Origin of the sequence: Providencia sp. PROV189 (genome assembly GCF_028480065.1) — a bacterium.
Classification (GTDB): domain Bacteria; phylum Pseudomonadota; class Gammaproteobacteria; order Enterobacterales; family Enterobacteriaceae; genus Providencia; species Providencia stuartii.
This window is the reverse complement of the sequence record NZ_JAMPOG010000009.1, coordinates 154125-180973: the sequence shown is the minus strand read 5'-3', so window position 1 is coordinate 180973 and position 26849 is coordinate 154125. Positions and strand designations below refer to the sequence as shown.

Annotated in this window: 31 protein-coding genes and 1 riboswitch; of the genes, 16 read left to right on the top strand and 15 right to left on the bottom strand. The window is 39.0% G+C overall.

Annotation, left to right across the window (positions count from 1 at the left end; all coding sequences use genetic code 11):
- Positions 1-198 precede the first annotated feature (198 nt).
- Together PR833_RS07775 and map are read left to right on the top strand one after the other, a co-directional pair.
- Complete coding sequence (locus tag PR833_RS07775) at positions 199-405, top strand: ParD-like family protein (RefSeq protein WP_036943836.1); 207 nt, start codon at positions 199-201, stop codon at positions 403-405.
- On the top strand, positions 398-1192 hold the full coding sequence (map, locus tag PR833_RS07770) for a type I methionyl aminopeptidase (protein WP_004918978.1): 795 nt from the start codon (positions 398-400) through the stop codon (positions 1190-1192). Before PR833_RS07775 ends, map begins: the two co-directional genes overlap by 8 nt.
- A gap of 46 nt (positions 1193-1238) precedes the next feature.
- Here map and PR833_RS07765 read toward each other — a convergent pair whose 3' ends face one another.
- Positions 1239-1505: a LysR substrate-binding domain-containing protein gene (locus tag PR833_RS07765; protein WP_004918980.1), complete on the bottom strand. Its 267-nt coding sequence runs from the start codon at positions 1503-1505 to the stop codon at positions 1239-1241.
- A gap of 546 nt (positions 1506-2051) precedes the next feature.
- On the opposite strand from PR833_RS07765, the gene PR833_RS07760 reads away from it, so the two are divergent.
- The 3 genes from PR833_RS07760 to PR833_RS07750 all read left to right on the top strand — a co-directional run bounded on the left by PR833_RS07760 (position 2052) and on the right by PR833_RS07750 (position 4531).
- A complete protein-coding gene (locus PR833_RS07760) occupies positions 2052-2402 on the top strand; it encodes a phage holin family protein (RefSeq protein WP_004918982.1) in 351 nt (116 codons plus the stop codon).
- A gap of 466 nt (positions 2403-2868) precedes the next feature.
- Complete coding sequence (locus PR833_RS07755) at positions 2869-3438, top strand: TetR/AcrR family transcriptional regulator (protein WP_272526004.1); 570 nt, start codon at positions 2869-2871, stop codon at positions 3436-3438.
- A gap of 280 nt (positions 3439-3718) precedes the next feature.
- A complete protein-coding gene (locus tag PR833_RS07750; RefSeq protein WP_036943840.1) occupies positions 3719-4531 on the top strand; it encodes a bestrophin-like domain in 813 nt (270 codons plus the stop codon).
- Between the two features lie 41 nt (positions 4532-4572).
- Here PR833_RS07750 and PR833_RS07745 read toward each other — a convergent pair whose 3' ends face one another.
- From PR833_RS07745 to PR833_RS07735, 3 genes are read right to left on the bottom strand one after another with little or no spacing between them, the layout of a single operon-like run.
- Complete coding sequence (locus PR833_RS07745; RefSeq protein WP_014658176.1) at positions 4573-5829, bottom strand: PTS ascorbate transporter subunit IIC; 1257 nt, start codon at positions 5827-5829, stop codon at positions 4573-4575.
- Between the two features lie 11 nt (positions 5830-5840).
- On the bottom strand, positions 5841-6128 hold the full coding sequence (locus tag PR833_RS07740) for a PTS sugar transporter subunit IIB (protein ID WP_004918996.1): 288 nt from the start codon (positions 6126-6128) through the stop codon (positions 5841-5843).
- 18 nt (positions 6129-6146) lie between these two features.
- Positions 6147-6590 (bottom strand): PTS sugar transporter subunit IIA, encoded by a 444-nt coding sequence (locus tag PR833_RS07735; protein ID WP_014658177.1) that lies wholly within the window; start codon positions 6588-6590, stop codon positions 6147-6149.
- Between the two features lie 233 nt (positions 6591-6823).
- Here PR833_RS07735 and PR833_RS07730 point away from each other — a divergent pair, with 233 nt between their 5' ends.
- Positions 6824-7858, top strand: a complete 1035-nt coding sequence (locus PR833_RS07730; protein WP_004919002.1) for a LacI family DNA-binding transcriptional regulator — start codon at positions 6824-6826, stop codon at positions 7856-7858.
- The gene (locus PR833_RS07725; protein ID WP_004919004.1) at positions 7858-8598 is read left to right on the top strand and encodes a YnfC family lipoprotein; all 741 of its coding nucleotides are present in this window, start codon (positions 7858-7860) and stop codon (positions 8596-8598) included. The genes PR833_RS07730 and PR833_RS07725 overlap by 1 nt, the downstream gene beginning before the upstream one ends.
- A gap of 173 nt (positions 8599-8771) precedes the next feature.
- Here PR833_RS07725 and PR833_RS07720 read toward each other — a convergent pair whose 3' ends face one another.
- Positions 8772-9062 carry a hypothetical protein gene (locus tag PR833_RS07720; RefSeq protein ID WP_004919006.1) on the bottom strand — a complete coding sequence of 97 codons (291 nt, stop codon included), beginning with the start codon at positions 9060-9062 and terminating at the stop codon, positions 8772-8774.
- Positions 9063-10184: 1122 nt separating this feature from the next.
- On the opposite strand from PR833_RS07720, the gene PR833_RS07715 reads away from it, so the two are divergent.
- A complete protein-coding gene (locus PR833_RS07715) occupies positions 10185-10574 on the top strand; it encodes a hypothetical protein (RefSeq protein ID WP_004919010.1) in 390 nt (129 codons plus the stop codon).
- A 163-nt stretch (positions 10575-10737) separates the two neighbouring features.
- Here the strand turns inward: PR833_RS07715 and fetB are convergent, their stop codons facing one another.
- Together fetB and fetA are read right to left on the bottom strand one after the other, a co-directional pair.
- On the bottom strand, positions 10738-11514 hold the full coding sequence (gene fetB, locus PR833_RS07710; RefSeq protein ID WP_004919013.1) for an iron efflux ABC transporter permease subunit FetB: 777 nt from the start codon (positions 11512-11514) through the stop codon (positions 10738-10740).
- 9 nt (positions 11515-11523) lie between these two features.
- Positions 11524-12177, bottom strand: a complete 654-nt coding sequence (gene fetA, locus PR833_RS07705; protein ID WP_004919017.1) for an iron efflux ABC transporter ATP-binding subunit FetA — start codon at positions 12175-12177, stop codon at positions 11524-11526.
- Between the two features lie 365 nt (positions 12178-12542).
- Positions 12543-12614, top strand: a riboswitch (Fluoride riboswitch).
- Positions 12615-12718: 104 nt separating this feature from the next.
- Here fetA and crcB point away from each other — a divergent pair.
- The 4 genes from crcB to PR833_RS07685 all read left to right on the top strand — a co-directional run bounded on the left by crcB (position 12719) and on the right by PR833_RS07685 (position 17688).
- Entirely contained in the window at positions 12719-13099 is a 381-nt protein-coding gene (gene crcB / locus PR833_RS07700) for a fluoride efflux transporter CrcB (protein ID WP_014658179.1), read from the top strand.
- 870 nt (positions 13100-13969) lie between these two features.
- Complete coding sequence (locus PR833_RS07695; RefSeq protein ID WP_004919020.1) at positions 13970-15193, top strand: hypothetical protein; 1224 nt, start codon at positions 13970-13972, stop codon at positions 15191-15193.
- A 3-nt stretch (positions 15194-15196) separates the two neighbouring features.
- Positions 15197-16435 carry a Zn-dependent hydrolase gene (locus tag PR833_RS07690; RefSeq protein ID WP_272526003.1) on the top strand — a complete coding sequence of 413 codons (1239 nt, stop codon included), beginning with the start codon at positions 15197-15199 and terminating at the stop codon, positions 16433-16435.
- A gap of 68 nt (positions 16436-16503) precedes the next feature.
- Entirely contained in the window at positions 16504-17688 is a 1185-nt protein-coding gene (locus PR833_RS07685; protein ID WP_004919023.1) for a M20 family metallopeptidase, read from the top strand.
- 464 nt (positions 17689-18152) lie between these two features.
- On the opposite strand, the gene PR833_RS07680 is transcribed toward PR833_RS07685, so the two are convergent.
- Positions 18153-18329: a DUF2526 family protein gene (locus PR833_RS07680; RefSeq protein WP_004919027.1), complete on the bottom strand. Its 177-nt coding sequence runs from the start codon at positions 18327-18329 to the stop codon at positions 18153-18155.
- Positions 18330-18442: 113 nt separating this feature from the next.
- On the opposite strand from PR833_RS07680, the gene PR833_RS07675 reads away from it, so the two are divergent.
- Positions 18443-18793, top strand: coding sequence for a hypothetical protein (locus PR833_RS07675; RefSeq protein ID WP_014658181.1), 351 nt, complete (start codon positions 18443-18445; stop codon positions 18791-18793).
- A gap of 94 nt (positions 18794-18887) precedes the next feature.
- Here PR833_RS07675 and PR833_RS07670 read toward each other — a convergent pair whose 3' ends face one another.
- A complete protein-coding gene (locus PR833_RS07670) occupies positions 18888-19448 on the bottom strand; it encodes a helix-turn-helix domain-containing protein (RefSeq protein WP_004919030.1) in 561 nt (186 codons plus the stop codon).
- 81 nt (positions 19449-19529) lie between these two features.
- Here PR833_RS07670 and PR833_RS07665 point away from each other — a divergent pair, with 81 nt between their 5' ends.
- Both PR833_RS07665 and PR833_RS07660 read left to right on the top strand, forming a co-directional pair.
- Positions 19530-20186, top strand: coding sequence for an AzlC family ABC transporter permease (locus PR833_RS07665; RefSeq protein ID WP_014658184.1), 657 nt, complete (start codon positions 19530-19532; stop codon positions 20184-20186).
- Between the two features lie 2 nt (positions 20187-20188).
- Positions 20189-20509: an AzlD domain-containing protein gene (locus PR833_RS07660; protein WP_004919032.1), complete on the top strand. Its 321-nt coding sequence runs from the start codon at positions 20189-20191 to the stop codon at positions 20507-20509.
- Positions 20510-20586: 77 nt separating this feature from the next.
- Here PR833_RS07660 and PR833_RS07655 read toward each other — a convergent pair whose 3' ends face one another.
- A complete protein-coding gene (locus PR833_RS07655) occupies positions 20587-20775 on the bottom strand; it encodes a YegP family protein (RefSeq protein ID WP_004919033.1) in 189 nt (62 codons plus the stop codon).
- A gap of 264 nt (positions 20776-21039) precedes the next feature.
- Positions 21040-21360 (bottom strand): hypothetical protein, encoded by a 321-nt coding sequence (locus PR833_RS07650; protein ID WP_004919034.1) that lies wholly within the window; start codon positions 21358-21360, stop codon positions 21040-21042.
- 256 nt (positions 21361-21616) lie between these two features.
- Between PR833_RS07650 and PR833_RS07645 the strand changes: the two genes are divergently transcribed.
- Positions 21617-22627, top strand: a complete 1011-nt coding sequence (locus PR833_RS07645; protein WP_004919035.1) for a luciferase-like monooxygenase — start codon at positions 21617-21619, stop codon at positions 22625-22627.
- Positions 22628-22946: 319 nt separating this feature from the next.
- Here PR833_RS07645 and PR833_RS07640 read toward each other — a convergent pair whose 3' ends face one another.
- From PR833_RS07640 to hxpB, 4 genes are all read right to left on the bottom strand, one after another.
- A complete protein-coding gene (locus PR833_RS07640) occupies positions 22947-23336 on the bottom strand; it encodes a YkgJ family cysteine cluster protein (RefSeq protein ID WP_004919036.1) in 390 nt (129 codons plus the stop codon).
- 281 nt (positions 23337-23617) lie between these two features.
- On the bottom strand, positions 23618-25009 hold the full coding sequence (locus PR833_RS07635; RefSeq protein WP_004919037.1) for an L-cystine transporter: 1392 nt from the start codon (positions 25007-25009) through the stop codon (positions 23618-23620).
- Between the two features lie 180 nt (positions 25010-25189).
- Complete coding sequence (locus tag PR833_RS07630) at positions 25190-25765, bottom strand: metal-dependent hydrolase (RefSeq protein WP_004919040.1); 576 nt, start codon at positions 25763-25765, stop codon at positions 25190-25192.
- 189 nt (positions 25766-25954) lie between these two features.
- Positions 25955-26620, bottom strand: coding sequence for a hexitol phosphatase HxpB (gene hxpB, locus PR833_RS07625; protein WP_014658187.1), 666 nt, complete (start codon positions 26618-26620; stop codon positions 25955-25957).
- Between the last annotated feature and the right edge of the window lie 229 nt (positions 26621-26849).

Below are 26849 nucleotides of genomic sequence, written 5' to 3'. Positions count from 1 at the left end.
TGGAGTTAGCTAACAATAACAATACAACGTTGTAACGAACAATACTTTGACGGCGGCTTGAAGTTAGAAAATTAAAACGGTTTGATGAAAAAACAGTTCATTTGTGCGGTTCCCCATTGAATGACTATCTTTCTCATCTTAGTTATTATATGGTTTATATATAAATCGTAATATTTTATATGTTAATGAGGTGCTGTCTTGGGAATCGTGAAAATTTCAGATGATCTGCATGACTATTTGCGCCGTGCTAGCCAAGTGATGTCACGCTCGATCAATTCTCAGGCTGAATTTTGGATAAAAATAGGTATCCAAGCCGAATTAAATCCCGATAAAACCTTCACAACGCTTATCAGCGAAATGCTAGAAAAAGAAACTGTTAACCATAAAGGGAAGTACCATGAGTAATATCACAATCAAAACAGCTGAAGAAATTGAATTGATGCGTGAATCTGGCCGTTTATTAGCCAAAGTATTTGCGATGTTAGATACTTTTATTGTGCCGGGTATTACGACCATGGAAATTAATGACAAGGTTGAAGATTATATTGTTAATGAATTGCAGGCGAGACCAGCCAGCAAAGGCCAGTATGGTTATCAATATGTATTAAATACCTCCCTTAATGAAGTGGTGTGCCATGGCGTACCGAAAGCTGATGAACATTTGAAAGCCAGAGATATTATCAATGTTGATATCACATTAGAGAAAAATGGCTTTATTGCAGACTCAAGTAAGATGTATGTGATGCCCGAAGCCTCACCATTAGCACGTAAACTTGTTAAGGATACTTATGAGGCTATGTGGGAAGGGATCAAACAAGTCAAACCAGGGGCAACACTAGGGGATATTGGTTCTGCAATCCAACACCATGCAGAAAAAAATGGTTATAGCGTGGTTCGTGAATATTGTGGTCATGGTATAGGCCGTGAAATGCACGAAGCTCCACAAGTGCTACATTATGGTGTACGTGGGCAAGGGGTTACCTTAAAAGAAGGGATGACATTCACAATAGAGCCGATGATCAACCAAGGTGGTATGAAAATTAAGACCAAAAAAGATGGTTGGACAGTTGTGACGCGAGATAAAAAATTATCGGCCCAATCAGAACATACTGTTTTAGTGACCGCAACCGGTTATGAAGTCTTAACTTTACGCGATGAAGAAAAAGCATTTGTCGCAAAACATCATCTTTAAAATTTGACGATGGCTCTGCAAAGCCGCGAGTGCGGCTTTCAGACTGTTATCGCGAAGCATAATAATTAATTTCATAACGCTGGCCATATTCGCTCTTGGGATTCAGTCTTTCAAACAGAAAATCGATAGCCATTCTTGTTTTATGGGGTAAATAGTGTCTATTAGGATAAACCGCATAAATAGAGTGTTCTGGCAATGAGTAATCCGTCAGTAAAGGGGTTAGCATACCTTTTTCAATATAAGGGGCGGCGATAAAGCAGGGTAGCAGCGAAATTCCCACTCCTTGAACAGTCGCTTCGCTATTATTGGTCAAGTCGTATCAAGCTTTATCTTAGATATCATCAACGGGCAGGCTGGAAATCATTTACTCTTACAATCGATAGGGTTGCTATTGATTATTTTAGGCGTGTTTTATCAATACATAAAAAAAGATAATTAAAGTGATAATCATAAAGGTAATATTTTGTTGTCAGTAGGGTTATATTTTTTGTGTTGTCATTTGAAGAGTAATAATTATTAATCACTAAAGAAATAGCATATTTAGGTCGAGAAGAGTTTGTGTAAGGATCCATTCTGTATGCTAGTTTATATTAGATAATGTAAATTAAGATATGTAAACAATTAATGATTGTGATTTTATTTTAATCTTATTTGGCTTGGTTTTCACAATGTTTGTAATACTATTCTTTTGTTATTACGATACATAAGTAGAATGTGAAATTAATTTTAATGACTATTGAAATAATTAATATTTAATATCATATGATTGTGATGCCCATTATTTCGATAGTTTTATATAAACAATAAGGGGGCTTCATTTATTGACAATAAACTAGCACTCCATTTAGGAGGTACCATTATGCATGAAAAAAATATCGATTTTTGGGCGCAAGTTTTCCGCTGGGTTCAACTCAATTTACCTTTATTAAGTGGTGTTATGTTAGCAACGTTGATTGCATTTGTTAGAGAGTGGCGAGAGAGTAAAAGTACATGGCAATCATTAGCAGAAGCTGTAATATGTGGTGCTATTACAGTCAGTGCTATTCGAGCGCTTCAATGGTTACTTGTCTATTTAAATTATTCTGATGCTTGGTCATCACTTGCCGAGTTTTGTGGTGCGATGATAGGTTTCCTGGGTACAAAGAAGCTCAGTTGGGTTATTGATTCGATGTTGATTGCAATTCAAAAACGTTATAGAAATAAAGAATAATATTTTGAAGTATAGAAAAATCATTCTTATCAGAAATAAGTTGTACGATAAGCCCAAAATGAGGCTTATCGAGATACCTACCTTAAGGAGGTACTGTTATTTAAAACGATTATAATTCTACTGCTATCTTAATTACCATTTAGTGATTACCTAACTATCATCTCTGATCCCTTCAATAAGAGAATTATTTATTTTTTACTGCATCGGTATCAATATAAGAAGAAGTATATTGATATCATTAATCAAATGCTAATGAACTCCATAATGGATAATTTTATGCTCTAAAAGAGAACAATCTTGTGGTGTTCTGCAATGATGGGTAAGATCTCGTGTTTTGTTTGTTTATTAAACATGTTATTTCTCTGGCTAGCTTAAAGCGGTAGGAAGTTTGTGTGAAACCATAAAATCTATTACTCTTTGCATTATCTCTAATTAACTTAAAAGGTTTAAGCTGATGACGGAGCCAATGAACAAGCCGAGAACAAAACCCGCAAAAGAGAGATTGGATGATTTAATGAATGCTGCTGAGCATTTATTTCTCACGAAAGGTTTTTTAGAGACAACAGTGAGTGAAATAGTTAGCCAAGCCGATGTGGCGAAAGGTACTTTTTACCACTACTTTAAATCGAAGGATGAGATTTTAGAGGCTTTGCGCGAGCGTTATATGACATGGTATTTGGGAAAAATTGATGATGCACTGAAAGAGAAGGTGGGCAGTCAAGCGATGCTAAGCCAGTGGTGTGAAAGCAGCGTACAATACTATGTTGAAAAAAGACGTATTCATGACATGCTATTTCATGAAAGTTTTCATACGTGTAGCAACGTACATGAACAGCGGGCAATTTCACAAGTGAAAAAAATCTTATTACATGGAAAGGCGCAAGGTGTTTGGTCAGCAGAGCCAATTGGGCTGGTTAGCTCTATGCTGTATCACAGTATGCACGCTGCCGTTGATGAGCTTGCATCGAGCCTTGAGTATGATGAGAACACATTAGGCGCAATACTTTATCAAAAGTTACTCGGTTTAGTTCAATAATACCGTATCTAAGCACTCTTCTATCCTTCTAAAAATAGAAGGATGTTGTCATTTAAATCTGTCTTGTACTGAAGTTAAATTACATATCTAAAAGTGACTAAAAAACAGTAGGTTAAGCGACTGTTTTTTATGATTGCATCGTTAATACTATCATGTTTTTATCGTTTGATGATGACATTTTAGCGTTAAAATCTAAACTGATTTTTGCCAGTGAAAAAGCTAGAAAAATTTATTCTGGATGTGTTATATCATCGGAAAATTACTTGTCTGGACATGTTTTATGTTTAATTTTTCCGAGTTTATTAATGATACACCAATTGACTCTATCTTATTGTTTATAATTACATTTTTCTTGCTCATTATTTCAGCTTATATCGGTAAATTTATCTTTAAGCGTAAGAAGCTGAATGATGATATTGCTGATGACGAAGCAAAAATTATATTAGGGGCTATCTTATCGTTATTAGGCTTATTGATTGGTTTTGTTCTCTCAATCTCGATCAGTGGCTACAACAATCGTCAGCAAACAGAAGAGAATGAAGCGATTGCGATAGGGAATGCTTACCAACGAGCGCAATTATTAAACAGCAGTGACAGACGTGAAGCAATCCATTTATTGCAGCAGTACCTAGACGCGAGAATTGAATTTTTTAAATCAGGTGTCAGCGATGAAAATAATCAATGGCGGAGAGTCTCATTAGAAAAACAAGCTACCTTGTGGGAAATTGCGGTTAAAGAGGCAAATCAATCACCAAATCCAGTGATCGCCTCGGTATTAACTGCATTTAGTGATCTTTATCTTTCACAACAAAAAACGATGGCGAGTTGGCGGCATCAAATACCGAATGCAGCATGGTTCTTATTAATTTTCTTTGCGATTTGTTCTAACGTTTTAATTGGTTATAACATTCGAGGAACTAAAGGTAAAAACTGGCTGATCCTCATATTGCCATCATTAACAACACTGGCACTATTTATGATCGCAGAAATTGATATTCCCGGTGAGGGGGTCATTCATGTGACGCCGGATGATTTAATATCATTACAGGAATTCTTATTTAAAGAAGGGGCGTTAGTCGGGAAACTTGATTAAATAAATATGCCCCGTAACGGAAGTATTACGGGGCACTATGGTTAGCGGACAATAATGCCTAAAAGAATACCAATAGCACCAAAGTCTGCATCACTAAATGTGGTATTAGCGATACCAATGTCACCAAGGACAGGTAATAAAAAGACAGGTAAGAAGGTAATGAGTAAACCTTGTGCAAAGGCACCTAAAATAGCGCCTCGGCGACCTCCTGTTGCGTTACCAAAGACTCCCGCCGCTGCACCAACAAAGAAGTGTGGCACGACACCTGGGATAATGACGGTCATATTCAACGCATACAGTATGAACATACCGATAATACCCGCAGCAAAACTGCTTAAAAAGCCGACTAACACGGCATTTGGTGCATAAGGGAAAACAACAGGGCAGTCTAGCGCTGGTTTAGCATTTGGAACCAATTTATCCGAAATCCCTTTAAATGCGGGTACGATCTCCGCAATTACCATACGTACACCTTGCAGAATAATGTAAACACCCGCAGCAAATGTAATGGATTGCATTAATGAGAACATGAACCAGTTTTTGCCACCGCTGACTTCACGAACATAATCTCCTCCCGCAAATAAGCAGGTAATAATGAAAATAATGAACATAGTGAATGAGATGGCAACTGGTGTGTCTCGTAGGAAAAGCAAACTTTTTGGCACATTCATATCTTCAGTAGAATGTTCTTTGTTGCCAAATTTGCTACCAATAAAACCTGCAAGGACATACGATATCGTTGAAAAGTGACCAATTGCAACGTCATCAGAGCCAGTGATTTTTTTCATGTATGGATGCGCAATGGCTGGGAAGAACACCATACAAAAGCCGACGATTAATGAACCAACAACCACTAATAGAGTGCCTTCCATACCCGCTGTTGCTAAAATTACGGCAACCATCATCGACATGAAGAGTGTGTGATGCCCTGTGAGAAAGATAAATTTCCAAGGGGTGAGGCGTGCAATTAAGATATTAATTAACATGGCAAAGAACATGATCATTGCCATTTCACGGCCAAAACTCTTCTGGGCGATAGAAACAATCGCTTCGTTATTTGGAACGACGCCATTAATACCAAATGCGTGTTGGAAAATAGCGGAGAAATCGCCTAATGAACTAACAACTAAGCCAGCACCCGCTCCTAAGATCACAAAACCCATAATGGTTTTGATGGTGCCTTTAATACATTCGGTGGCGGGTTTCTTTTGAGCGATAAGGCCGATAAGCGCTATCAAACCCACTAAAATAGCGGGTTCAGATAACACATCTTGCATCAGAAAACGAAAAAATGACATACAGCCTCCGCTTATAGTGCGCCGAGATTACGTAAAGCCACACTTAAGTGCTCTTTCATTGCCACTTTGTCTATCATATTTTCCAAAGCAACAATTTCCCCAGCAACTTGTTGAGCAACCAATTGTTCGGCAATATCTTTGGTGCCAACAAAAATATCACTGGCGGTACCTTTAGCTGAGCCAAGATCAACGTGGTCAACCTCGGCACTGACTTGAAGATCTTTTAAAATATTTTTGATGCTCATTTCCATCATTAGGCTAGTGCCTAAACCATTTCCGCATACGACTGTAATTTTCATATTGTTTCCTTTTAATAATTAATAACGCGCGATGATGTTGAGGATGTCATCGACGTTTTCTGATTGCATGATGTTGTCAATATCTTCTTGGTTATCAAAAAGTTCAGCGAGTTTAGCGATAGCGCCGATATGGCTGTTGCTATCGGTTGCGGCAAGAACAATTAATAACTTAACGGGGTCGTTGCCATCGGCACCAAACTCAACACCGCGTTTAATAACGGTAAGGCCAAGAGATAGCTGATTGACGCCGTCTTCAGGGCGAGCATGTGGCATTGCAATGCCTGGGCCTAGTACATAGTAAGGACCAATCTTTTCATGTGAATGAATGATGGCATCAACATAAGATTGTTGAATACGGTGGTTTTTGAGGAGTGGTTCGCAAGCGATTTGGATCGCATCGCGCCAATCGGTGGCACTTTCAACAACCTGAATGACGTTGGGGGTCAATAATGTGGTTAACATTAAGTTTGCTCCTGGTGGTGTAAAACTATTTTTAGCTTTTTTTCTAACTAAGGGCATAGTAGTGATCAATGGTAGCGCTATCTAGTCGAATTATTCATTTTCGTGATAGCGCTATCATTTCGCATAAATAAAGCCAATAAAAACTCAAGAACACGAAAGTCCACTCATGAACAAAACTAACCTGTGGTAAGTTATAGTGAGATAAGAGTGAATAGAGCAAAAAATAATTTTTTATGGAAAAAATACGCAAGAGAAAGAATACAGGACGAGTTACGCTACAGGATGTGGCTAAATATGCAGGCGTTGGTTCAATGACTGTATCTAGAGCGTTGCGTACACCTGATTTGGTCTCAGATAAACTGCGAGAAAAAATCAATGAAGCAATCACTGAGCTAGGATATATACCAAATTCAGCCGCAGGTATATTGGCATCAGGTCAAAGTCGTACAGTTGCTGTATTGGTGCCTTCATTAAGGGATTACGCAAGCTCTGCATTTCTGCAACCATTACAAGAGGTCCTCAATAAAAATAGCTATCAGGTTGTTATTGGTAGTCATAACTATCAGCAGAAAAAAGAGTCTGAAGTCCTATTTACGTTACTGCAAAGTAACCCTGCTGCTGTGGTTATTTTTGGTGGGATTAATTCAGAGAGCGTATTTAGTTATCTCAAAAACCTTGATATTCCTGTTATTGGTGTGGCGGGGGAGTCGAGTCATCTATTCTCATTAAATATAAGAAGTAATATTGGTGAAGCCGTATTTTTTCTAACCAACTACATGTTGCAAAAGGGATATCGGAAAATAGGCTATATTGGTGCTCAGATGGATAGCAAAATACAGAGCCAACAACTGAGTGGTTGGACTAAAGCGATGCTAAATCATTATCATAGCGCAGAGCAAAGTATTACGACACCGTATGTGGCGACAATGGATTTTGGTCGTCAAGCGATTAGTGAAATGTTAACTCGGCAGCCGGAATTAGATGCAGTAATATGCAGTCATGAAATGATTGCGCTAGGTGTTTTGTTTGAATGCCAAAGAAGGTTAATTAAAGTGCCTTCTATGTTGGCAGTGGCTTGTGTTGAAGGGTCGTCTAATTGTGATTATATTCACCCGTCGTTAACATCGGTGCGTATTGATTACAATAAAATGGCGAAAGAAACGGCGAAAAAATTACAAAAATGGTTAGCTGATCCTGATAGTGGTTCTCCGCATCAACAAGAAGAAATTATTTTTCCCTATAAATTCGAAGCAAGGCAAAGCGCATAATGATGAAGTTTGTTGTTTTTTTGTTAACATTATTGGGTTTATCAACATCAACGGTATCAGCGGCATCGATAGCGAAAGGATATTTACCAGCAGTACAGAATATATATGTATTGTTTAGTGGGGTATTAGTAAAAGGCCCAGTGAAAGAGATAAAAGCGACTTTTTATACCGAAGATAAGACGGTGACACAGGATATCCAATTAAAATTGGATCAAAAGAGTTGCATTGAAAGCTTTGAATCAATTTCTCATGGCATACAGCAGCATATTCAACTCAAAAGAGATAATAACCAACTGAAGGGCAGCAGCAATGAAGGGGAAATTATCATCGATTTAGACGAACAGTGCCGTTTTATATCCCAAAAAGACTCTTATGGTACGACGTATTTTGAATATGATGAACGTAACTACATTAAGAGTATCCATTCTAAAGAGGATAACGGCACCGTTGATAAGGTAGTATATAGTAATTTAGGTGAGTTACAGGAAATGAATTACTATGATAAAAATCAGTTATATATGCAAACTCTCTTCAAGCCATTAGCTGATATAAACCGTTATGCGGATATTCAAATAGAGCAGAAAATGTTAGGTGATTTGGGCTATATTTCTGAGAGAAAATGCCAATATAATCATTTTGGTGCACCAACAAATTGTCAAATTTTGACCAAATATGATGTTGATGGAGAGATGCAAACTCAACGGCAATCTGTCGTGATTGACACACAGTTTGAGGAGTGACAATAAGCACAAGATTAACTTATTGATTAAATAACAGTTAGCTTGTGTGCCATGCAAAAGCGGAGGGGATCGTTAAAAGAAGTTACGGCACTTGAATTTGTGTCTATTTAATGAAACTCACATTTTTTCGATGAGCGCCTCTTAAGTGAAAACTAAGGAGGCGCTTTTTAATATTATTCTTTATTAATTTGCATTTTTCTTTGAATAAAACGCGTTTCTGCTTGCTGCAAGTAGCTTTGAATTAATTGGTAGATTTCGTCGCGTCGATCGTATAAATCGCTATTATTTTTCAATATAGGTTCAACTTGTTCGATAAATCCCTTCATAAAATCATTAAGCTTTAACTGCTTGTGAGCAATCTGCGCGTAATAAAATTGATATACATACGATGCATGTGTATGGGAGAGAGGAGCACTTGCGTTAAAATTGTTGGTTGCAAGTAATAGCAATTGAATGTTTGTCATGGTACACCCTATCAGAGAGACACGTAGATGCTACCGGACTAAAATAAAATCTATTGTCAAAATTAGCCGTAAAATTTTAGTTTTTCAATCAAAGGGCTATTTATAGGAATATTCTGTATTTGCTGTTGTTTGCTGGTATGGCCTTTATTTAATCGCCCCTTTCTTACTAATCGCTAAACCCCCTCAAACTCATTAATTTCCATAATGAATATAGCATTAAGAAATACAAATACTCGCAATAGGAGTAGTGGTTTTTGAGTTTATATGTAAATTATTTTTATGTTTAGTGTCTGTTGTAACATTTAGCTTATGGATATGGGCATGTAGTACTACAGCATGTTTCCACGCGAGAGAGGAAAGTTGCATCATCGTACCCGTTCAAAATTGATAGAGAACGTTAATGACAGAATGCAGGTGAGTACTTTGTATAAAAAGACATAAAGAAACACACTACAACTAAAGAGGGTAACTGATCATTTAGCTGAGGATTTTCTTCATGTCGGTTATCTTGAAAACAAGATACATACAAGCAAATATCAGCAAAAGCATCATGTGATAAACACTAAAAAACAGAATAGGTTGCAGAATATATTGCAATTGAGAGGATAGTTTTTATTTTTTTATGATCAATTTACTCCTATTTAGGGTTGGTTAATACTCTGTAATACATATTATCTAATTGAATAATTTATTTATGTTTATTCATGCTTGAAAATGAAATATGATTAATACTTAAATTAAATAACTATTTTGAGTGTTATACCCAAGAGTTCTTTTTGGAAGGAAGACACAAATTGTAACAGTTTGCTGTATTGCTGACTCTTATTTTTAAACATTATTACTGTTAGGATTACTCTCGGTTTGTGTGAAGGAATGCGTAAAGACTGAAATGGCGAGCATTTAATTGTTACTATCTATTATATTGTAAGGATTTTTTAATCGATGAGAGTTCATTTTAATTTATATAGTAAGGTAACTTTAAGTAATTAATAGGATGTATATCTCTATTAGAAATAGCACCTCAATCCATATTATTTAGAAATACTTGATTAAGATACCTACTGTTCAAGTGATCTGTCTTTATTATCAAATTACTCGTTGTGTTATACAAGAGCGAAAAGTATGAATATGGTTAAATTGCTCATTACTGTATTACTTATTGGTTGTTCATTTTTATTAGGGGTAATGGTTAATTATAAGCCAAACCCAGATCTGATTAAATTGGCCAAATACAATGTGGCAGATTACTTGTCTTATCCTGAATCCGCATCATTTAGGAATATTAAGTATAATTTTATTCGCTCAACGGCTGATAAAGGGGAGGTCGGCTATGTTTGTGGTGAAGTACTGCGTGTTAAAAATGCAAAAATCGAGGGTTATAAGCGATTTGCCGTAAAAACGTATAAAAATCAAGATGGCAGGATTGCACTATCGATTCCGCTCGTAGAAGGTGATTATGATTTGTTACCTTTATCGGTCATGGAATCTTTATGGACAAGATATTGTCAGTAAATAGATATTTTACTTTTTATTAACATTTAAAACGTAAAGTAATAACTGTTTAATATTATTAGGTATCTACAGGAAAGGCTTGAATATTAGCAAAGCTGTAAATTAACTGGCTATAAAGATTAACGCTTGATAACGTCGCTATTATCAAGCGTTTTCTTTATTGTTATTTATTTAATGTATTGATTAATAACTGATGGCGGCTATTGTAAAACTTAAGGTAGGTCATATAACCTGCCAAAATGGTCGATAAGCTGGCTGTTGCTAGTAACATAAAAGTGACCATGATTTGATATTTCACTGCTTCTAATGGATCAACCCCAGCAAAAATTAATCCAGACATCATACCGGGTAAACTGACAATACCGACGGTTTTTGCGGAATCTACAGTCGGGATCAAGGATGCGCGAATACTGTCTCGAATAATGGCGATAGAGGCCACCTTAGGTGTTGCACCTAAACTTAGCATCTCTTGTATTTGTTGTTGTTGGCTACTAAATCGTTGGCCTAGATTATTGAAACACAGACCGACAGCAATCATGGCGTTCCCTGCGATCATACCTGTGATTGGAATAACTTGCATCGGGGTAAAAGCTATTGCTTTTGTGATGATCAGTATTAATAGGGTTAAGAGTGTTCCTGAGGTAATGGCGATAAAAGCGGTCAAAAAGATTTTATCAATATATTTACTGCGCTTTTTGGCATTCCAAGCCGCATTAAAACAGATAAACATCACCATCGCGATAGTCAGAACTTCATGATCAACATTAAAAATGTATTTTAGAATATAGCCAACAATCAATAGCTGGATGATAGCGCGTAGAGTGCTCCAAATAATATCTTTTTCTAATGCCAGTTTTTCTTTATGGCTGATAAAGATAGCGACCAAAACAAGCATAATAGAAAAGCCCAGAGATTCATTGGTAATAGTGGGTTGGTGCATGACTCATTCCTATTTATCTGCATTATGGACGGGAAGGGTAATAATGTCATCAGCATGTGCAATTTCATCCTGATCATGAGTCACCCAAAGAATAGCGATATTTTGTTGTGTCGCTAACTGGTGGATTAACTCATTAACTTTTACTTTATTTGCTTCGTCTAATGCGCTGGTTATTTCATCTAACAGTAATATTTTTGGTAGAAACTGAAGGTTGCGAATCAACGAGATACGTTGTTTTTCTCCACCAGATAATTCATTAATGCCTTTTTCTAATATTGAATCGGGTAAAGAAAAGTAACCAAGGTCTTTATAAATTTTATCTTTATTAAACGGTAGCTTACGTATCTGATAAGGGAAAAATAAGTTATCGTAAACGGTGGCTCCAAATAAAGAGGGGGTTTGAGTGCAATAAGAAACCTGTTGGCGATATTCCTCAGGGGGGATGGTTGAATAGTCATTGCCATTGAAGATAATTTGCCCTGAGGTAGGGGAAAGTAATGAAGAGATGATCTTAAGTAGCGTACTTTTACCGCATCCCGAAGGCCCCGTAATGAGTTTAAATTCACCAGCCGATAAATCAAACTGAACTTTATCTAGTATTGTTTTGTTATCAATAACATATCCAATATTTTCTAATTGCAATAAACCGCGGTTTTTATCCATTTTTACGCTTAGCCCATAGAGTTAATGTGACGTCATGCAGGCAATTTTATAATTGATCATTGATTTGCTCGCGACATGAAACGGAACAAGGAATTTACCTTGTATAGTAATCCAAAATATTATGCGCCATTCACGCTAAGATTGACATATTAAGCGGAGCAGGGATCAAATAAAGAAGATGATTAGGATTAAGAAAATACATCTATTGATGGTTTTTAAACCATATTACATGGCTTAATCAAATAACGATATGTAGCAATAGGAATGTCATTAATGGTAGTGCAAAGAAATTAACGTTACATTGTGTTTAACAAGAGAAATTCTTAAAGCTGGGGCTATTTACCTTGTTGTTAATTGCAGATATTCTAACAAAAGGAGATGGCATTCCTCCTGTTTAAAAACCGTCCAAATAAAGGGCTGATGATGCCTACGTTCACCTTTTTAAATGATAGGGTACAGGTATTATGTGCCCTGAATATTTGGGGTATAAATGAGAGAGATCCCGTTCATTTATCCCCTTAAGCGCGATAAGGGGCTTCGTATGTATGCATCACTTTTTTCTATCGCATTAGGCTCAATTTTAGGTGGCTGGCTAAGATGGTTTGTGGGGCTGAAGCTGAATAACTTATACCCAAATATTCCGATGGGAACTGTTTTTGTCAATCTTGTCGGGGGATTTGTTATCGGTTTTGCCATTTCTTATTTTGCCAATGCCAATATTAGCCCCAATTATAAACTATTTATTGTCACCGGCTTTTGTGGCGCGTTTACTACATTTTCCACTTTCTCTTTGGAAGTATTAACGTTGATCCAAGAAGGGAAGTTAATGGTTGCATTGAGCACAATCGCCATTCATGTCATAGGCGCACTCATTTTTACTTTTTTAGGCATGATGAGTCACCACTGGCTCACTCAGTCGTAATCAACGAGTAGGGTAGATAGATGTAGGTGAAAAATGTGGTTGTTAGGCATTCGATAATCATCTTCTGATATTGCTGTGTTGAGAGCGGCAATCGTAAAATATTTCCCCAATTGATCTGTAAAATCGAGATCAACAGCAATAAATAGTCTGTTATTCCACGATGGTGTATTTTGAGGTGGTTATTTTTCCATTATGGCTAAAAGGATGACTTAAGAAATCTAACGCACTTTAGCTATGATATTATTAAAGACTATCTCGACAATAAATCCCCCATTATTTTTGGATAAAATATCACCAGATAGTATGTGATCTTAGTGATGGTTAGTCGTCATTTTATGGTTATTGTGAGTAAAAAAACACGTTTCGAGGGTTAAATTTAACAAATTAGTAATAAAGTAGATTGTTTGGAATAACTGCTTTTACTTGCCTACAAAATTATTCTTTTCTAAAAATAATAAGTATATTTTTTGCAAACTCTCCATCTGACAACAGAATATAATCCCGTTGATTAATAAATAAACTAAAGTGTTATTCATTGTTAATGAGCTTTAATTAGAACGATAACGCTGCTCTTTAGCTAAAAAACAGACTAATTCTAATGTTATATGACGCTATGGTGTCATTTGTCACTGCTAAGGGGATGAGTCTTCTATTTTGCTATTCGCCCATTCTTCTAGAACGTTATCTATACATATTGATTTTCGATGATATTATGATTTTTACTGCTGTTTTTATTAATAGCAGCGAAATAATCTTAATTTTGGCTATATATCACACCATCACTAAAAATATATTTTGTATAAAAATAAATAATAAAATTTATCATCTAAAGAAAATTGAATTAGAAACAGATATTGACGGGGAAAAGTTATGTCACAGATGTTAGCACTGTTTATTATCGTTTTGATTTTATACATTGGGGATGCTATTGCAGTAAGAACCAAAGCGTGGATCCCTTCCGTATTTGTATGTGCTGTTTTATTCCTATTCGGTTATTGGACATTCTTCCCTAAAGATATCGTCAGCATTGCCGGAATACCGCAAGTCGTGGCGGTGATGTTGATGTATCTGTTAATTACTAATATGGGAACGCTGCTATCACTCAAAGAGCTGTTGCGGCAGTGGAAAACCATTTTAATTTCGTTATCAGGGATCTTGGGCATCATTGTTTTTATTTATGCTGTCGGAATGGTGTTATTTGACCTGAATACAGTATTAGTGGCGATCCCTCCATTAGTCGGTGGTATCGTGTCATCCTTGATCATGTCTAAAGGTGCTGCTGATGCGGGTCTTATTGACCTATCGGTTTTTGCCATCCTTATTTACGTTATGCAGGGGTTTGCGGGTTATCCATTGACAGCGGTAATGTTAAAACGTGAAGGGCGTCGAGTGCTTGAGCAATATCGTCATGGTCAGTGGAAGGCGTCATTATCGGTTGAAGGGGCTGATAATGTTGAAGTGAAAACAGTCGTTTCAGAAGATGAGATGCCGAGATTATTTAAAAAAATTCCTTCTCACTACAATACCAGTTACTTCAAGTTTTTGCGCTTAGCAGCGGTGGGGTACCTTGCTTATTTAGTTTCTACATGGGCAGCACCTATCGTGAGTATTAGCCCGTTTGTATTATGTTTACTATTTGGCGTTATTGCATCGTCACTGGGCTTTTTGGAAAGACAACCGCTACAAAAAGCGAATGGTTTTGGTTTTGCCATTATGGCGTTAATGCTATTTATTTTTGACACTCTGAATCATGCAACCCCAGACATGTTATTAAGGCTTGTCTACCCTATGTTGGTGCTGATCATTGCAGCCGTCATTGGGATGTATTTAGCTTCGTGGATTGTGGGAAAAATACTGGGTGTCTCTAAAGAGATGGCCTTTGCCGTGTCGTTAACCGCACTGTATGGCTTCCCTGCCGACTATATCATTACGAATGAAGCCATCAATGCGCTGACCAAAGATGAGAAAGAGCGTCAAATTTTGACCGGACATATGTTAGGGCCGATGTTAGTCGGTGGATTTATCTCAGTAACCATGGTTTCTGTGGTATTGGCTGGGATTATGGTTGGTTTTATTACACCGCTTGCAGGGTAAATGATGATGGAAACAAGTACATTAAGAATACAACGCCATTTAGAACAATTGGCTGAATTTACAGCAACGCCGGGTCAAGGAACGACACGAATGAGCTATAGCGAGCAAGATAAGCAAGCACGTGATTATATAAAACAGCAAATGCGTGCACTTGGCTTGCAAGTTCGAGAAGATGCCATCGGTAATATTTATGGTCGTTTAGAAGGCTCTGAGGAGGGATTGCCTGCTGTGATTATTGGTTCACACTTTGACTCTGTTCCCCATGGCGGCGCTTTTGATGGCCCGGCAGGAATTGTGACAGGGTTAGATGTGGTTGCGCGTATTCGTGAACAACAATTGCAACCCCGTTACCCTCTTGAAGTGATCGCATTAGTCGAAGAGGAAGGAACGAGTTTTGGTCGTGGCTTGATGGCATCAAGTGTCATTACTGGGCTTATCGGAACTCAACCGCTATATCAACTGAAAGATAGGCAGGGTGTTTCGGCAGCGCAACGCATGGCAGATGCGGGCTTTAATGCAGATAAGGCGGCAGAGGCGGTGCTGGCACCTTCATCAGTCAAAGCTTTTTTAGAATTGCATATTGAACAAGGTCCAGTGCTAGAGCAGGCCAATGAAGATATTGGAATTGTAGATATTATTGTTGGTATTGCACAACTGGAAGTGAAGCTAAGCGGTAAGGCGGGACATGCAGGAACGACACCAATGGATATGCGCGCTGACGCATTAGTCAACGCTAGCCGTATCATTAGCCAAATTCCTGATATTGCTACTGCCGCTGGGGATAATACGGTTGCAACAGTAGGGCGATTAAACGTCTTACCAAATGGCGCAAATGTGATCCCAAGTGAAGTGACTTTTAGCGTCGACATTCGCTCAAGAAATGAATCCGCTTTGCGTAACACCATCGAGCAGATCATTGCATTGGTGAAACAAGAGAGTGCTAAAGGCAATATTCAAAGTGATATCGTTCAGCCTCTTTATGTGTCTCCTACCGAATTAGCCCCTGAAATCCATCAATTGATGGTACAACATGCACAAAAGCAAGGTTTGCGTTATCGCACTATGGTCAGTGGTGCAGGACATGACACGATGATTTTTGCCGGTATTACGCGCACGGGGTTAATTTTTGTGCCTAGCCGTAATGGGTTAAGTCATCACCCTGATGAATGGACGGATTATGCACAAATTGCGCTAGGAACTGATGTAATGTTCGCGACGGTTCGTTCGCTAACAGAGTGTTAAAGTGAAGAGAAGTATTATGTGATTAAGCAGATGAAGGCGTCTGTGCATAAGAAGGTAAAGGTAGAAAAATGGTAAACACAACAATTACAGCAGCAATCAAAAAACATACCGCAGATATGATTGCATTTCGTCGAGACCTGCATTCACACCCTGAATTGCCATGGGAAGAAGTACGAACCACTAAACGGATTGCGGAAGAGTTAAGTAAAATCGGTATCGAATATCGTTTAACAGAGCCAACAGGCATTATCGCGGAAATTAAGGGCGGTAAACCGGGAAAAACCGTTGCATTACGAGCTGATATCGATGCGCTACCCGTACTTGAGCTGAATGATGCATTAGACTATAAGTCTCAAAATCAAGGAAAAATGCACGCTTGTGGTCATGATGCGCATACCTCTATGTTACTGACGGCGGCAAAAGCGTTGTATGAAATTCGTGAAGATTTGAAAGGCAACGTAAGGTTGATTTTCCAACCGGCGGAAGAGATTGCTCAAGGTGCACGTGAAATGGTCAAGCAAGGTGCAATTGACAATGTTGATAACGTTTTTGGGATGCATATTTGGTCTACAACCCCCTCTGGGAAAGTCTCTTGTAATGTGGGGGGAACCTTTGCGTCGGCGGATTTACTTGTCGTGAAGTTTAAAGGACGTGGCGGCCATGGTTCGATGCCTGAAGCAACGGTCGATGCGGCTGTTGTGGCTTCTTCTTTTGTGATGAACTTACAAGCTGTCATTTCACGGGAAACATCGGCACTTGAGTCTGCAGTGGTCAGTATCGGTAAAATGGACGTGGGAACGCGTTTTAATGTTATTGCGGAGAATGCAGTATTAGACGGAACGGTACGTTGTTTTAATATCGAAACTCGGGATCGTATTGAAGCGGCTATCAGACGTTATGCAGAACATACCGCAGCGATGTATGGGGCTACAGCAGAAGTTATTTATACGTATGGAACACTGCCTGTGATCAATGAAGAGCGTAGTGCGCTATTGGCGCAATCTGTCATTACACAAGCATTTGGTGAAGATGCGTTGATGTTTGAAAAACCAACGACAGGTGGCGAAGACTTTAGTTTTTATATCGAAAATATTCCAGGTTGTTTTGCTTTATTAGGTTCAGGAAACCCTGATAAAGATACACAGTGGGCGCACCATCATGGGCGTTTTAATATTGATGAAGACGCAATGGCAACGGGAGCTGAACTGTATGCACAATATGCATGGTCCTATTTACAACAGGATAATTTCTAGTTGATGGTTCACCTTGTCGCGATAATCGCGGCAAGGTTTTATTTGTATTATTACCTGCCGATAGAATCGTTTTATCTCATCGTTAAATCACAAGATACCTTGATGGATATTGTGAACATCAAAAATAAATCTAGCCATAAATGTCATCTCCCCTAAAAGAGACGCAATTTAAAATTTTTAGAATACGTGAAGTATTGAGATTAAAATTTAGCTATAAATATAAAGAGAGAGAATGTTTTTATTTTTATTCTATTAAAAATGGTGATTTTGCGACGAATAAATAAATTATTAATATAGTGTTTAAAATATTTTACCAAAATACGCATAGTCAAATATAAACAAATGATTGTATATTTCACTTAAGTGGCCTGTTTTATTGACATGCTTGTTTTCATTAATATAATTCGGTGAAGTTTTACTTATATTGTGATGAGTAACAATAATTGAAACTCATCACAATTAAGCTAAGACTCATGATGTTTAAATATCGCTTTTCTTAAACGTTGTTGCTGCTCGAAACGTTGCTCTTGTGTTAATTGAGCGTCGTGAGAAAGCTGTGCCAGTAATATATTCATATTTGAGATTGAGTTTTCTGCTAATAGTGCGTCAACGTGTTTAACAATATTGTCGTAGTGTTGCATAACTATCTCCAATAGACATGATTAAAAATTATAACACATGGAATGTGGGTAGTATTATTTATTGTGGCTGTCGATGATTTATTTTTTATTACATCTAGCATAGGAATAAGATATTGAAATTAACCGTTATACTGCTGTGTTTTCTACTGTGTGCTTGTACATCAAAATGGGAACCAATAGGCCCTGTGGAATGGACTTACCAAGAGGCAGATTCACAATGTGAATTTGATTCTTTTAAGCGATTTCCAGTTCGTAACGAAGTCGCCCAAAGAACGGTGTATGAAACAATTACGAAAAAATGCAAGAAAAACGATGAATGCGGTAAAGAGAAAACTTATGAGGAAAAAGTTCCCAAGACGGAAAGTTATGTTTTGGATGTGAATAAAGATAGCCGCCATCGCGAATATATGAGTTGTATGAAAAGAAAAGGGTGGCAAGAGAAAAATATCTACTTTTGGGAATAGGCGCTTGCTAGCGTTTAATTAGATAAAAACTCAGATAGAGCCTTATGTGATAACTGAGGCTCTATCTATTGAGTATGCGTCAAATGGTAGACATCTAATTTTGTTTATCAATGATCATGACAGCCATGGTATTTGGCTCAAGTGCTCGCATAATATGCGGCTCATCACCGGGGTAGTGGATATAGTCACCGGGAAACAACTCTGTTGGGTTATCTAAAGGGCCAACCATGGCACGACCGCTCATCAAAATAATGTGTTCACTCACACCACGCATATGAGGTTCTGAAATACGATCTCGCCCAGGCTCAGCAACCACAGTATAGATATCACGTTGTGAGTTCGCGGGTGCTGCTGAAAGTAAAAAAGCGAGATAATTAGCATGTTCAGCACTGACTTGAATACCATCACCATGGCGAATGACGGTGACTGGCTCATGTCTATCTTCAATTAATCGAGAAAACGGCACATCTAAAGCGACACAGATAGCCCATAGAGTTTCAATACTTGGATTGCCATTTCCGGCCTCTAGTTGCGAGAGTGTCGATTTAGCAATGCCCGCCTGACGAGAGAGTTCGGAGAGTGACAGACCACTTTTTTGCCGTTCTCTGACTAATGCTTTGGCGATTAACTCAATAGGTGGAGTGAAGGAGCTCAAGTTTTAGTTTCCTATTTTGATTGCACTTTTAGATAACTACCGACATAATGAACGAACGTATTATATATCGAACGATTCATTATGCTAACCTCAACGCTTAATCATAGCACGGTAAAAAACATTGCACTGGTTTGTCTTGCGGATTTAATTGTCGGCATCTCATATGGGGCACTAGCGCATTCTCAAGGATTTGATTTTTGGGTTCCTTTGACTCTTTCTATTTTAGTGTTAGCAGGGGCGTCAGAATTTCTTTTTATTGGGGTCATTTTTTCAGGCGGAAGCCCTATTTCTGCTGCCTTGGCGGGGTTACTCGTGAATTCACGGCATATTCCATTTAGCTTTGCCGTCAGTGAGTTAGCGGGGAAAGGCCCAAAAGCGCTATTGGGCTATCATATTATGAATGATGAAAGTGTGGTATTTGGGTTATCTCAGGAAACTGAAAAAGAAAAAAGAGCGGCATTTTGGTTATGCGGATTAGGGATATTAATTTGTTGGCCAATAGGCGTATTGATTGGTGAAGGTGTAGGAAGCTTTATTCAAGATACTCATACACTTGGTATGGATGCGATGTTCCCCGCAATTATATTGGCGCTTTCATTACCCGCATTGAAAGATAAGCGATTGCGGTTAGCGGCAATCGTTGGTGCTGTGATTGCCGTGATCGCTACTCCCTTTTTACCAGCAGGGATCCCCGTATTACTGGCCTTATTAAGCTTAGTTATATATGTGAGAGGTTAATAATGATGGATAACCCATGGCTGATTTTGAGTGGAATTTTATTGCTGGCAGTGGGCACTTATCTAATGCGCTCATCGGGTGCCTTGCTCAAAGGAAAAATTATTTTATCAGATAATAGCAAGGCTCTGTTTTCAGCAGCAGCTATTGTGATCTTGTTTTCAGTTGCGATGACTTCGACAGTATTTGAAGGTGACCATTTTTCGGATATACCTAAAATAATTGGTGTGTGTGTAGCCGGATTGCTTACTTGGTATCAAAAACCTTTTATTGTCATTGTGTTATCTGCTTCTGTGGTGACCGCATTACTGCGCTTAATTTTTTGATATTAGCTTAAAACGCCCCGTTCAAACGGACAAGGGCGTTTAATTCACAATAATTTGATAAAACGAGTGGATGGAAATTAAACGGTAAGATCTTTGATTTCGTCCGTTGCTGCATTTTTTTGGACAGAAGCAATCCCTTTTAATGCCGCTTGTTTAGTTGAATACATCTCGCTACTGGCGATAATCTCATGATTGGCCGCTTTAAGAACAAAATAATAAGGCTGAGCGGTGTCTTTTGTTGATTTTTTCAGTTCAAAATAACCCATGATTGACTCCAAAAATGGTATAAAGTGGACACTCAGAATGTCGCAATACTCGCTATTGCCTCTTAAGATTAGAAATAAATAGGCAAATTTACTAGTTTCAGAGCCTATTTAATTTGAAAAAAAAGCCTCTATAACATAGAGGCAATCGTAGGATTAATAGAACTAATTATTGTTAGTTTAAGATAACGAATATGAAGAATAGATGCTATTTGATTCTGCATATTAATCTAAAAGGTCGCATCTATAGATATTTTATTTTAGCGTTTATTGTGCAGCAGGCTCTGGTGCTGGTGCACTCTTTGTTGGTTGTGATGTGGGTTTCTGTTTTGCTGGCACATATTCAGGCACTTCAACAATACTCATTTTAACAAGGTAACGTTTACCATCAGCCGCTTTTGGTGCGTCATTCGCTAATTTTTTCAATGTCTCATTCGGTGTCGTTGTTTGTTGAGCAACACTAAACAACACATTGTGGTGGTTCCCCATATGTGGGCGTGAAGAGCGGTTATCAGGGCCGTTGGCTGCTGCGGCAAATCCAACAGACATTAACATGAGAGCAAGTAAACCAGAATTTAGTTTGTTCATTGATATATCCTCTTATTTGTATTGATTCAGATAATCAATTAATTCATTTTTTGCCGCAATCGCTTTTACCTCCTTTGACCGAAGCTTCACAATTACTGCACTTTTTCCATATTTTCTACTTAATTAGCCCCGCTCGTATCGACAAGGACTATAAAAAAGCATCACTTGTGCTGTGTCTACTTGAGTGGCTGGAAGGCGGCATGATAATCGATTAGCATGGTAGTTAAATAACAAAATAGCAACAAAGTGAGCCGTTATGTCTGAGATACAAATTCCATTTTCAATATTAGATCTCGCACCTATTCCACAAGGCGCTTCTGCGAAGGAGGCTTTCTCTCACTCTTTAGATTTAGCCCAATTGGCCGAGAAACTTGGCTTCCACCGTTATTGGCTTGCAGAGCATCATAATATGACGGGAATTGCCAGTGCCGCCACCTCGGTGTTGATTGGTTACCTTGCCGCCAATACCACAACACTGCATCTTGGCTCTGGGGGCGTGATGTTACCCAATCATTCACCGCTAGTGATCGCTGAGCAGTTTGGCACATTGAATACGTTATATCCTAATCGAATTGATTTAGGGATCGGTCGAGCGCCTGGGAGTGACCAACAAACCATGAGAGCGTTACGTCGCCATATGAGTCATGATATTGATAATTTCCCTCGCGATGTGGCTGAATTGGTGAATTGGTTTGATGCAACAGATCCTAATCCTCCTGTCAGGCCAGTTCCCGGTTATGGTGAAAAGATACCTGTGTGGCTGCTAGGATCAAGTTTATACAGTGCGCAACTTGCAGCTCAAATGGGGTTACCTTTCGCCTTTGCCTCTCATTTTGCCCCTGATTTGTTATTACAGGCATTACAGACGTATCGGGAAAACTTTACGCCCTCATCTAGGCTCGCTAAGCCATATGCAATAGTTTGTATTAATATTATTGCCGCTGATACTGTTCGTGATGCGGAGTTTTTATTTACATCTATGCAGCAAGCTTTTGTGATGTTACGTAGAGGTCAGCCTGCACAATTACCACCTCCAGTGGAAGATATGGGGAAAATTTGGTCGCCTGCTGAACAATTTGGCGTGCAACAAGCGCTCGGGATGTCATTAGTGGGGGATAAAGCCAAAATTCGCCATGGGCTAGCATCCGTATTACGTCAAACTCAAGCGGATGAAATCATGGTTAATGGGCAAATTTTTGATCATCAAGCCCGCTTATATTCATTTGAATTAGCGATGCAAGCAATGCAGGCGCTGAGAGAGCAGTAACGCTTATGAATAGCGGTAGCGACACTATTTACTCCATTAATATAAAATCCGTTTAGCATCACGAGTTAATCGCATTTTTATGGGCTACAGGCGATAACGAGAGGTATTGACCTGTGGCCCAAGCTTCTTCTGTTCGGCTAGATTGCATTCAAGACGCTGGCTTTTAAACGATGCTCTGTCAATTGAGCACAATGAATCGGCCTATTTTCCCAATGCTAGAGGGCGACTCAAAATGGCAGAGTACGTTCAACGTGGTAGCATTTAGCTATTATTTTAGAGGATAAGTGAGATAACCCAGAATAATCTGGGTCATAGACGGCTAACAAGCGATTTGTGGCAGATGGGGTTCAAGAGGGGGCAAACCATGAGCCGCTCTAGCTCGGTCACAAGCTTCATTATGAACGCCATCAACCCATGATTGCTCGAATTCGCGGCAAGGGGTAGGCCTTTGACTATAGATAGCACAAGAGACACATTCACCAACCGTACCGGTTAATGCTGTGCAGCGTGTATTGTGTTTTTGATTGGTGCCCTTCATTGCACTCATAAATGGTGTTATTTGCTCAGTGAGATCTTGAGGAACCGTGCCACCACCACTTTCGCTTTCTGCCCAATAAAATGAGACGCGAAAATAAGCACAGCAAGCACCACAACTTACACAGGGATTATTTTCAGGATCAGTTTTTATTATATGAGTAATATTGGTCATATATAAAATCACTAAAAAATTTTGGAAATAATGACCCGCAGAAAACGGGCTGACGCAACATAGGCAGGAGGCCTAGAATCGTTGCTCAAACGCTATTATCTTACGTATTATTTCCGATTGGCAAGATTTTTCAGTGTTTCATACTGATATTTCTCATTATCTATACGATAAATAAATTCGATTAGAATTTTAAAAAACAAAAACTGCACCTTAATCAGTCGTGTTGCAACTTTTGGGGTGCAGTCAGTGGATAATTTTATCTTAAATTACGCTAATGTAAATTAGACGTGTTTTAGCTCACCATCATCCTCTTGGTTGTAGATGGTTTTGTCAGTTTCACCCATTAATTGGCTAGTGACCGTGCCCGCTGTCATAGAGCCGCTGACGTTGAGGGCGGTACGACCCATATCAATCAGAGGTTCGACGGAGATCAGTAAGGCAACCAGTGTGACAGGTAACCCCATAGCAGGGAGTACAATCAGCGCGGCAAATGTTGCACCACCACCAACACCAGCAACCCCTGCTGAGCTAACAGTAACAATCCCAACTAATGTCGCAATCCACAGTGGATCAAATGGGTTAATGCCCATGGTGGGGGCAACCATAACAGCTAACATAGCGGGATAGATACCAGCACAACCGTTTTGACCGATTGTCGCGCCAAATGAAGCCGAGAAGCTGGCGATAGATTCAGGAACACCAAAGCGACGAGTTTGAGTTTCAATATTCAGAGGAATACTGGCGGCACTCGAACGGCTTGTGAACGCGAATGTTAATACAGGGCCTGCTTTTTTGAAAAACTTAATAGGACTGAGGCCTGTTACCGCAATGAAAATACCGTGAACAATAAACATCAGTGCTAGTGCGACGTACGACGCTATCACGAATGTACCTAGATTAATGATGTCTGATAGGTTAGAGCTTGCAACAACCTTGATCATCAACGCCATGACACCATAAGGTGTTAAGCGCATAACTAGACGGACGAGTTTCATTGCCCAAGCTTGCAGCACATCGATAGCCGCGAGCGCTTTTTCACCACGTTGTTGGTCATCTTTGAGTAATTGCAGAGCAGCAACCCCCAAGAAGGCAGCAAAGATAACCACGCTGATAATAGATGTTGGGCTAGCTCCCGTCAGATCAGCAAATGGGTTTTTAGGAATAAATGATAAAATAAGTTGTGGAACAGTTAGATCAGACACTTTGCCCGCATAATTATTTTGAATTGCATCAAGGCGAGCAGTTTCTTGTTGACCTTGAACCAAACCTTCGGCAGTTAAGCCAAAAAGATTCGCAATCAAAATACCAATAAGTGCGGCTATTGCAGTGGTTAATAACAGTGTTCCGATAGTTAAGAAACTGATTTTACCTAACGATGATGCCTTGTGCAGACGTGCGACCGCGCTCAGTATCGATGCGAAAACTAATGGCATAATCACCATTTGCAATAGCTGTACATAGCCATTACCCACGATATTAAACCAGAGAATAGAGTCTTTCAGTGTTTGGTGATTAGTACCGTACACCAAATGGAGAGCGACGCCATATGCCACACCAAAAACCAGACCTAATAGAACTTTTTTCGACAGGCTCCAGCCTTTTGCCCCTAGTTTTGCCAGTAGTATGAGCAGTGCTACAAAGACAAGCACATTAATAATTAAAGGAATATTCATTCCGAACTCCAATCGCAGTTTTTTGAATTATGTTATTAGCGCTGTAAACCTTAAAGGTTATAAGGAATTAGCTCATCCTAACAACTGGTTATATGTTATCAGCAGATAAAAGACAATTCTTATACTGAAAAGTAATAACTTATGATGAATGATGCTTACAGTATATTACAAAATAGATGACTATGTAGACATGCGTATATCTATTTGATTATGAATATATTTTATTATGCTTTCAAATTGACTATGAAAATCAAAGCTATAACTAACGGGTATAAAGCAAGCACAAACAGCCAAAACGATCGCGATAAAACGTTCTGCACGTTTATTTGACTTGCTACGCAGTAACGGAAAACAAAAACGAAAAGGCAGAGGCCATAAGAAGGGAACTCCGGAAGGGGTGAGTATATCAGCCACTAAATGGCTCATATAACCCAGTAAAAATGCTTGGATCAAATCATTAGGAATAGGCCAGTTGGCCGGTAGCCATTGGTAACAGGCGAGCACTAATAGTAGCCATGCGATTAAACTGTGTGTAAAACCTCGATGCCCACATAATTTGGAAATCGGCAGGGAAAGGATCCTTAACATCCGACCGGGTATCGATGAAGGGTGGTCGATATCGGGGAGTAATGCCCCCAATAGCGCACCTGGCACCATATGCAGCCAATCACCTTGAGCAAGCTCAGGTGTGATCTCTAGCTTATGTGCCATTATTAATGAGGCGACAGAAAATAGCAGGTGCCCTTCAGCGGTCATGGTGGATAAATTACCATCTGTTTATCTATACAGTTAGGAGGGCAGTATAAAGCGTTTAAAAAGAATATGATAGGGCTAGAAATGCAAAAAACTCTTAGTTATTAGCAAATAACATCAGAGTTTTATACTTTTATGTAATATCCCTATCAAAACGTGATAGGGACGGGCGAAAAAAGCGGCAATAGATAATTAACGCAAATATTTTTCGGTGAGTTCATTAAGTGATGCGAGTTTAACATCCGCTAATCCCCAACGCGGATCATGAAAATGCTGTTGGTCAGGAACAACGATTGAGCGCATTCTTGCCGCTTTTGCAGCAATCATACCGTTAAAGGAGTCTTCTAGTGATACGCAGTGGATGGGTTTTGTCTCCAGTAAAGCAGCTGCATTGAGATAAACTTCTGGGTGCGGTTTACTGTGAGGTAAATCAGCCGCCGAAACAACCGCCGAAAAATAATCACGGATCTCAAATAAGTTCAGTACTTTCTCTAACATGTATTGCGGCGAGGCAGAGGCAAGGGCGATATTCAATCCCATTGAACGGCATAGTTCTAATGCGTGATGCACACCGGGAAGGAGGGGGCGCTGCTCTTCAACTAAGCCAATAACACGATCAATAATCATCTGTTCGACTTCTTTTAGGCTATGTCCTTGCCACGGAGAAGCGTGATACCAAAGCTCTACGACATGGTCGATTCGTAAGCCTAGTGTATCGGGTAGTTTATCAGCGATGGATAGGTCGATGCCTAATTGAGTAAAAATTTCACGCTCCCCTTGCGCCCAAAAAGGCTCAGAGTCAATCAGCAAGCCATCCATATCAAAGATAACAGACTGGATGGATAAGTTGTGGTACATGTCAAAACTCCATTCATGTATGTGTGACCTTGCCATGTTTCAAGGTGTTGTATGCAATAACAGGATTGACCCAATTAATTTGTCACCGTATCAATTCAAGGTATTGCATATCATCTGAAACTGATAGCCCTTTATTGCGATGAGTATTGTAGCAAGTCACTGACTGATTATATATATCGAAACGGTCATCTTTATCTTGAGTGTGAACGTTCCCCAAAAGTTGGATCTT

What these genes read in the sequence shown, in the direction of transcription:
- map (WP_004918978.1), top strand. Translation starts at nt 398, where the DNA reads ATGAGTAATATCACAATCAAAACAGCTGAAGAAATTGAATTGATGCGT.
- PR833_RS07760 (WP_004918982.1), top strand. Translation starts at nt 2,052, where the DNA reads ATGCATGAAAAAAATATCGATTTTTGGGCGCAAGTTTTCCGCTGGGTT.
- PR833_RS07755 (WP_272526004.1), top strand. Translation starts at nt 2,869, where the DNA reads ATGAACAAGCCGAGAACAAAACCCGCAAAAGAGAGATTGGATGATTTA.
- PR833_RS07750 (WP_036943840.1), top strand. Translation starts at nt 3,719, where the DNA reads ATGTTTAATTTTTCCGAGTTTATTAATGATACACCAATTGACTCTATC.
- PR833_RS07745 (WP_014658176.1), bottom strand. Translation starts at nt 5,829, where the DNA reads ATGTCATTTTTTCGTTTTCTGATGCAAGATGTGTTATCTGAACCCGCT.
- PR833_RS07740 (WP_004918996.1), bottom strand. Translation starts at nt 6,128, where the DNA reads ATGAAAATTACAGTCGTATGCGGAAATGGTTTAGGCACTAGCCTAATG.
- PR833_RS07735 (WP_014658177.1), bottom strand. Translation starts at nt 6,590, where the DNA reads ATGTTAACCACATTATTGACCCCCAACGTCATTCAGGTTGTTGAAAGT.
- PR833_RS07730 (WP_004919002.1), top strand. Translation starts at nt 6,824, where the DNA reads ATGGAAAAAATACGCAAGAGAAAGAATACAGGACGAGTTACGCTACAG.
- PR833_RS07725 (WP_004919004.1), top strand. Translation starts at nt 7,858, where the DNA reads ATGATGAAGTTTGTTGTTTTTTTGTTAACATTATTGGGTTTATCAACA.
- PR833_RS07720 (WP_004919006.1), bottom strand. Translation starts at nt 9,062, where the DNA reads ATGACAAACATTCAATTGCTATTACTTGCAACCAACAATTTTAACGCA.
- PR833_RS07715 (WP_004919010.1), top strand. Translation starts at nt 10,185, where the DNA reads ATGAATATGGTTAAATTGCTCATTACTGTATTACTTATTGGTTGTTCA.
- fetB (WP_004919013.1), bottom strand. Translation starts at nt 11,514, where the DNA reads ATGCACCAACCCACTATTACCAATGAATCTCTGGGCTTTTCTATTATG.
- fetA (WP_004919017.1), bottom strand. Translation starts at nt 12,177, where the DNA reads ATGGATAAAAACCGCGGTTTATTGCAATTAGAAAATATTGGATATGTT.
- crcB (WP_014658179.1), top strand. Translation starts at nt 12,719, where the DNA reads ATGTATGCATCACTTTTTTCTATCGCATTAGGCTCAATTTTAGGTGGC.
- PR833_RS07695 (WP_004919020.1), top strand. Translation starts at nt 13,970, where the DNA reads ATGTCACAGATGTTAGCACTGTTTATTATCGTTTTGATTTTATACATT.
- PR833_RS07690 (WP_272526003.1), top strand. Translation starts at nt 15,197, where the DNA reads ATGATGGAAACAAGTACATTAAGAATACAACGCCATTTAGAACAATTG.
- PR833_RS07685 (WP_004919023.1), top strand. Translation starts at nt 16,504, where the DNA reads ATGGTAAACACAACAATTACAGCAGCAATCAAAAAACATACCGCAGAT.
- PR833_RS07680 (WP_004919027.1), bottom strand. Translation starts at nt 18,329, where the DNA reads ATGCAACACTACGACAATATTGTTAAACACGTTGACGCACTATTAGCA.
- PR833_RS07665 (WP_014658184.1), top strand. Translation starts at nt 19,530, where the DNA reads ATGCTAACCTCAACGCTTAATCATAGCACGGTAAAAAACATTGCACTG.
- PR833_RS07660 (WP_004919032.1), top strand. Translation starts at nt 20,189, where the DNA reads ATGATGGATAACCCATGGCTGATTTTGAGTGGAATTTTATTGCTGGCA.
- PR833_RS07655 (WP_004919033.1), bottom strand. Translation starts at nt 20,775, where the DNA reads ATGGGTTATTTTGAACTGAAAAAATCAACAAAAGACACCGCTCAGCCT.
- PR833_RS07650 (WP_004919034.1), bottom strand. Translation starts at nt 21,360, where the DNA reads ATGAACAAACTAAATTCTGGTTTACTTGCTCTCATGTTAATGTCTGTT.
- PR833_RS07645 (WP_004919035.1), top strand. Translation starts at nt 21,617, where the DNA reads ATGTCTGAGATACAAATTCCATTTTCAATATTAGATCTCGCACCTATT.
- PR833_RS07640 (WP_004919036.1), bottom strand. Translation starts at nt 23,336, where the DNA reads ATGACCAATATTACTCATATAATAAAAACTGATCCTGAAAATAATCCC.
- PR833_RS07635 (WP_004919037.1), bottom strand. Translation starts at nt 25,009, where the DNA reads ATGAATATTCCTTTAATTATTAATGTGCTTGTCTTTGTAGCACTGCTC.
- PR833_RS07630 (WP_004919040.1), bottom strand. Translation starts at nt 25,765, where the DNA reads ATGACCGCTGAAGGGCACCTGCTATTTTCTGTCGCCTCATTAATAATG.
- hxpB (WP_014658187.1), bottom strand. Translation starts at nt 26,620, where the DNA reads ATGTACCACAACTTATCCATCCAGTCTGTTATCTTTGATATGGATGGC.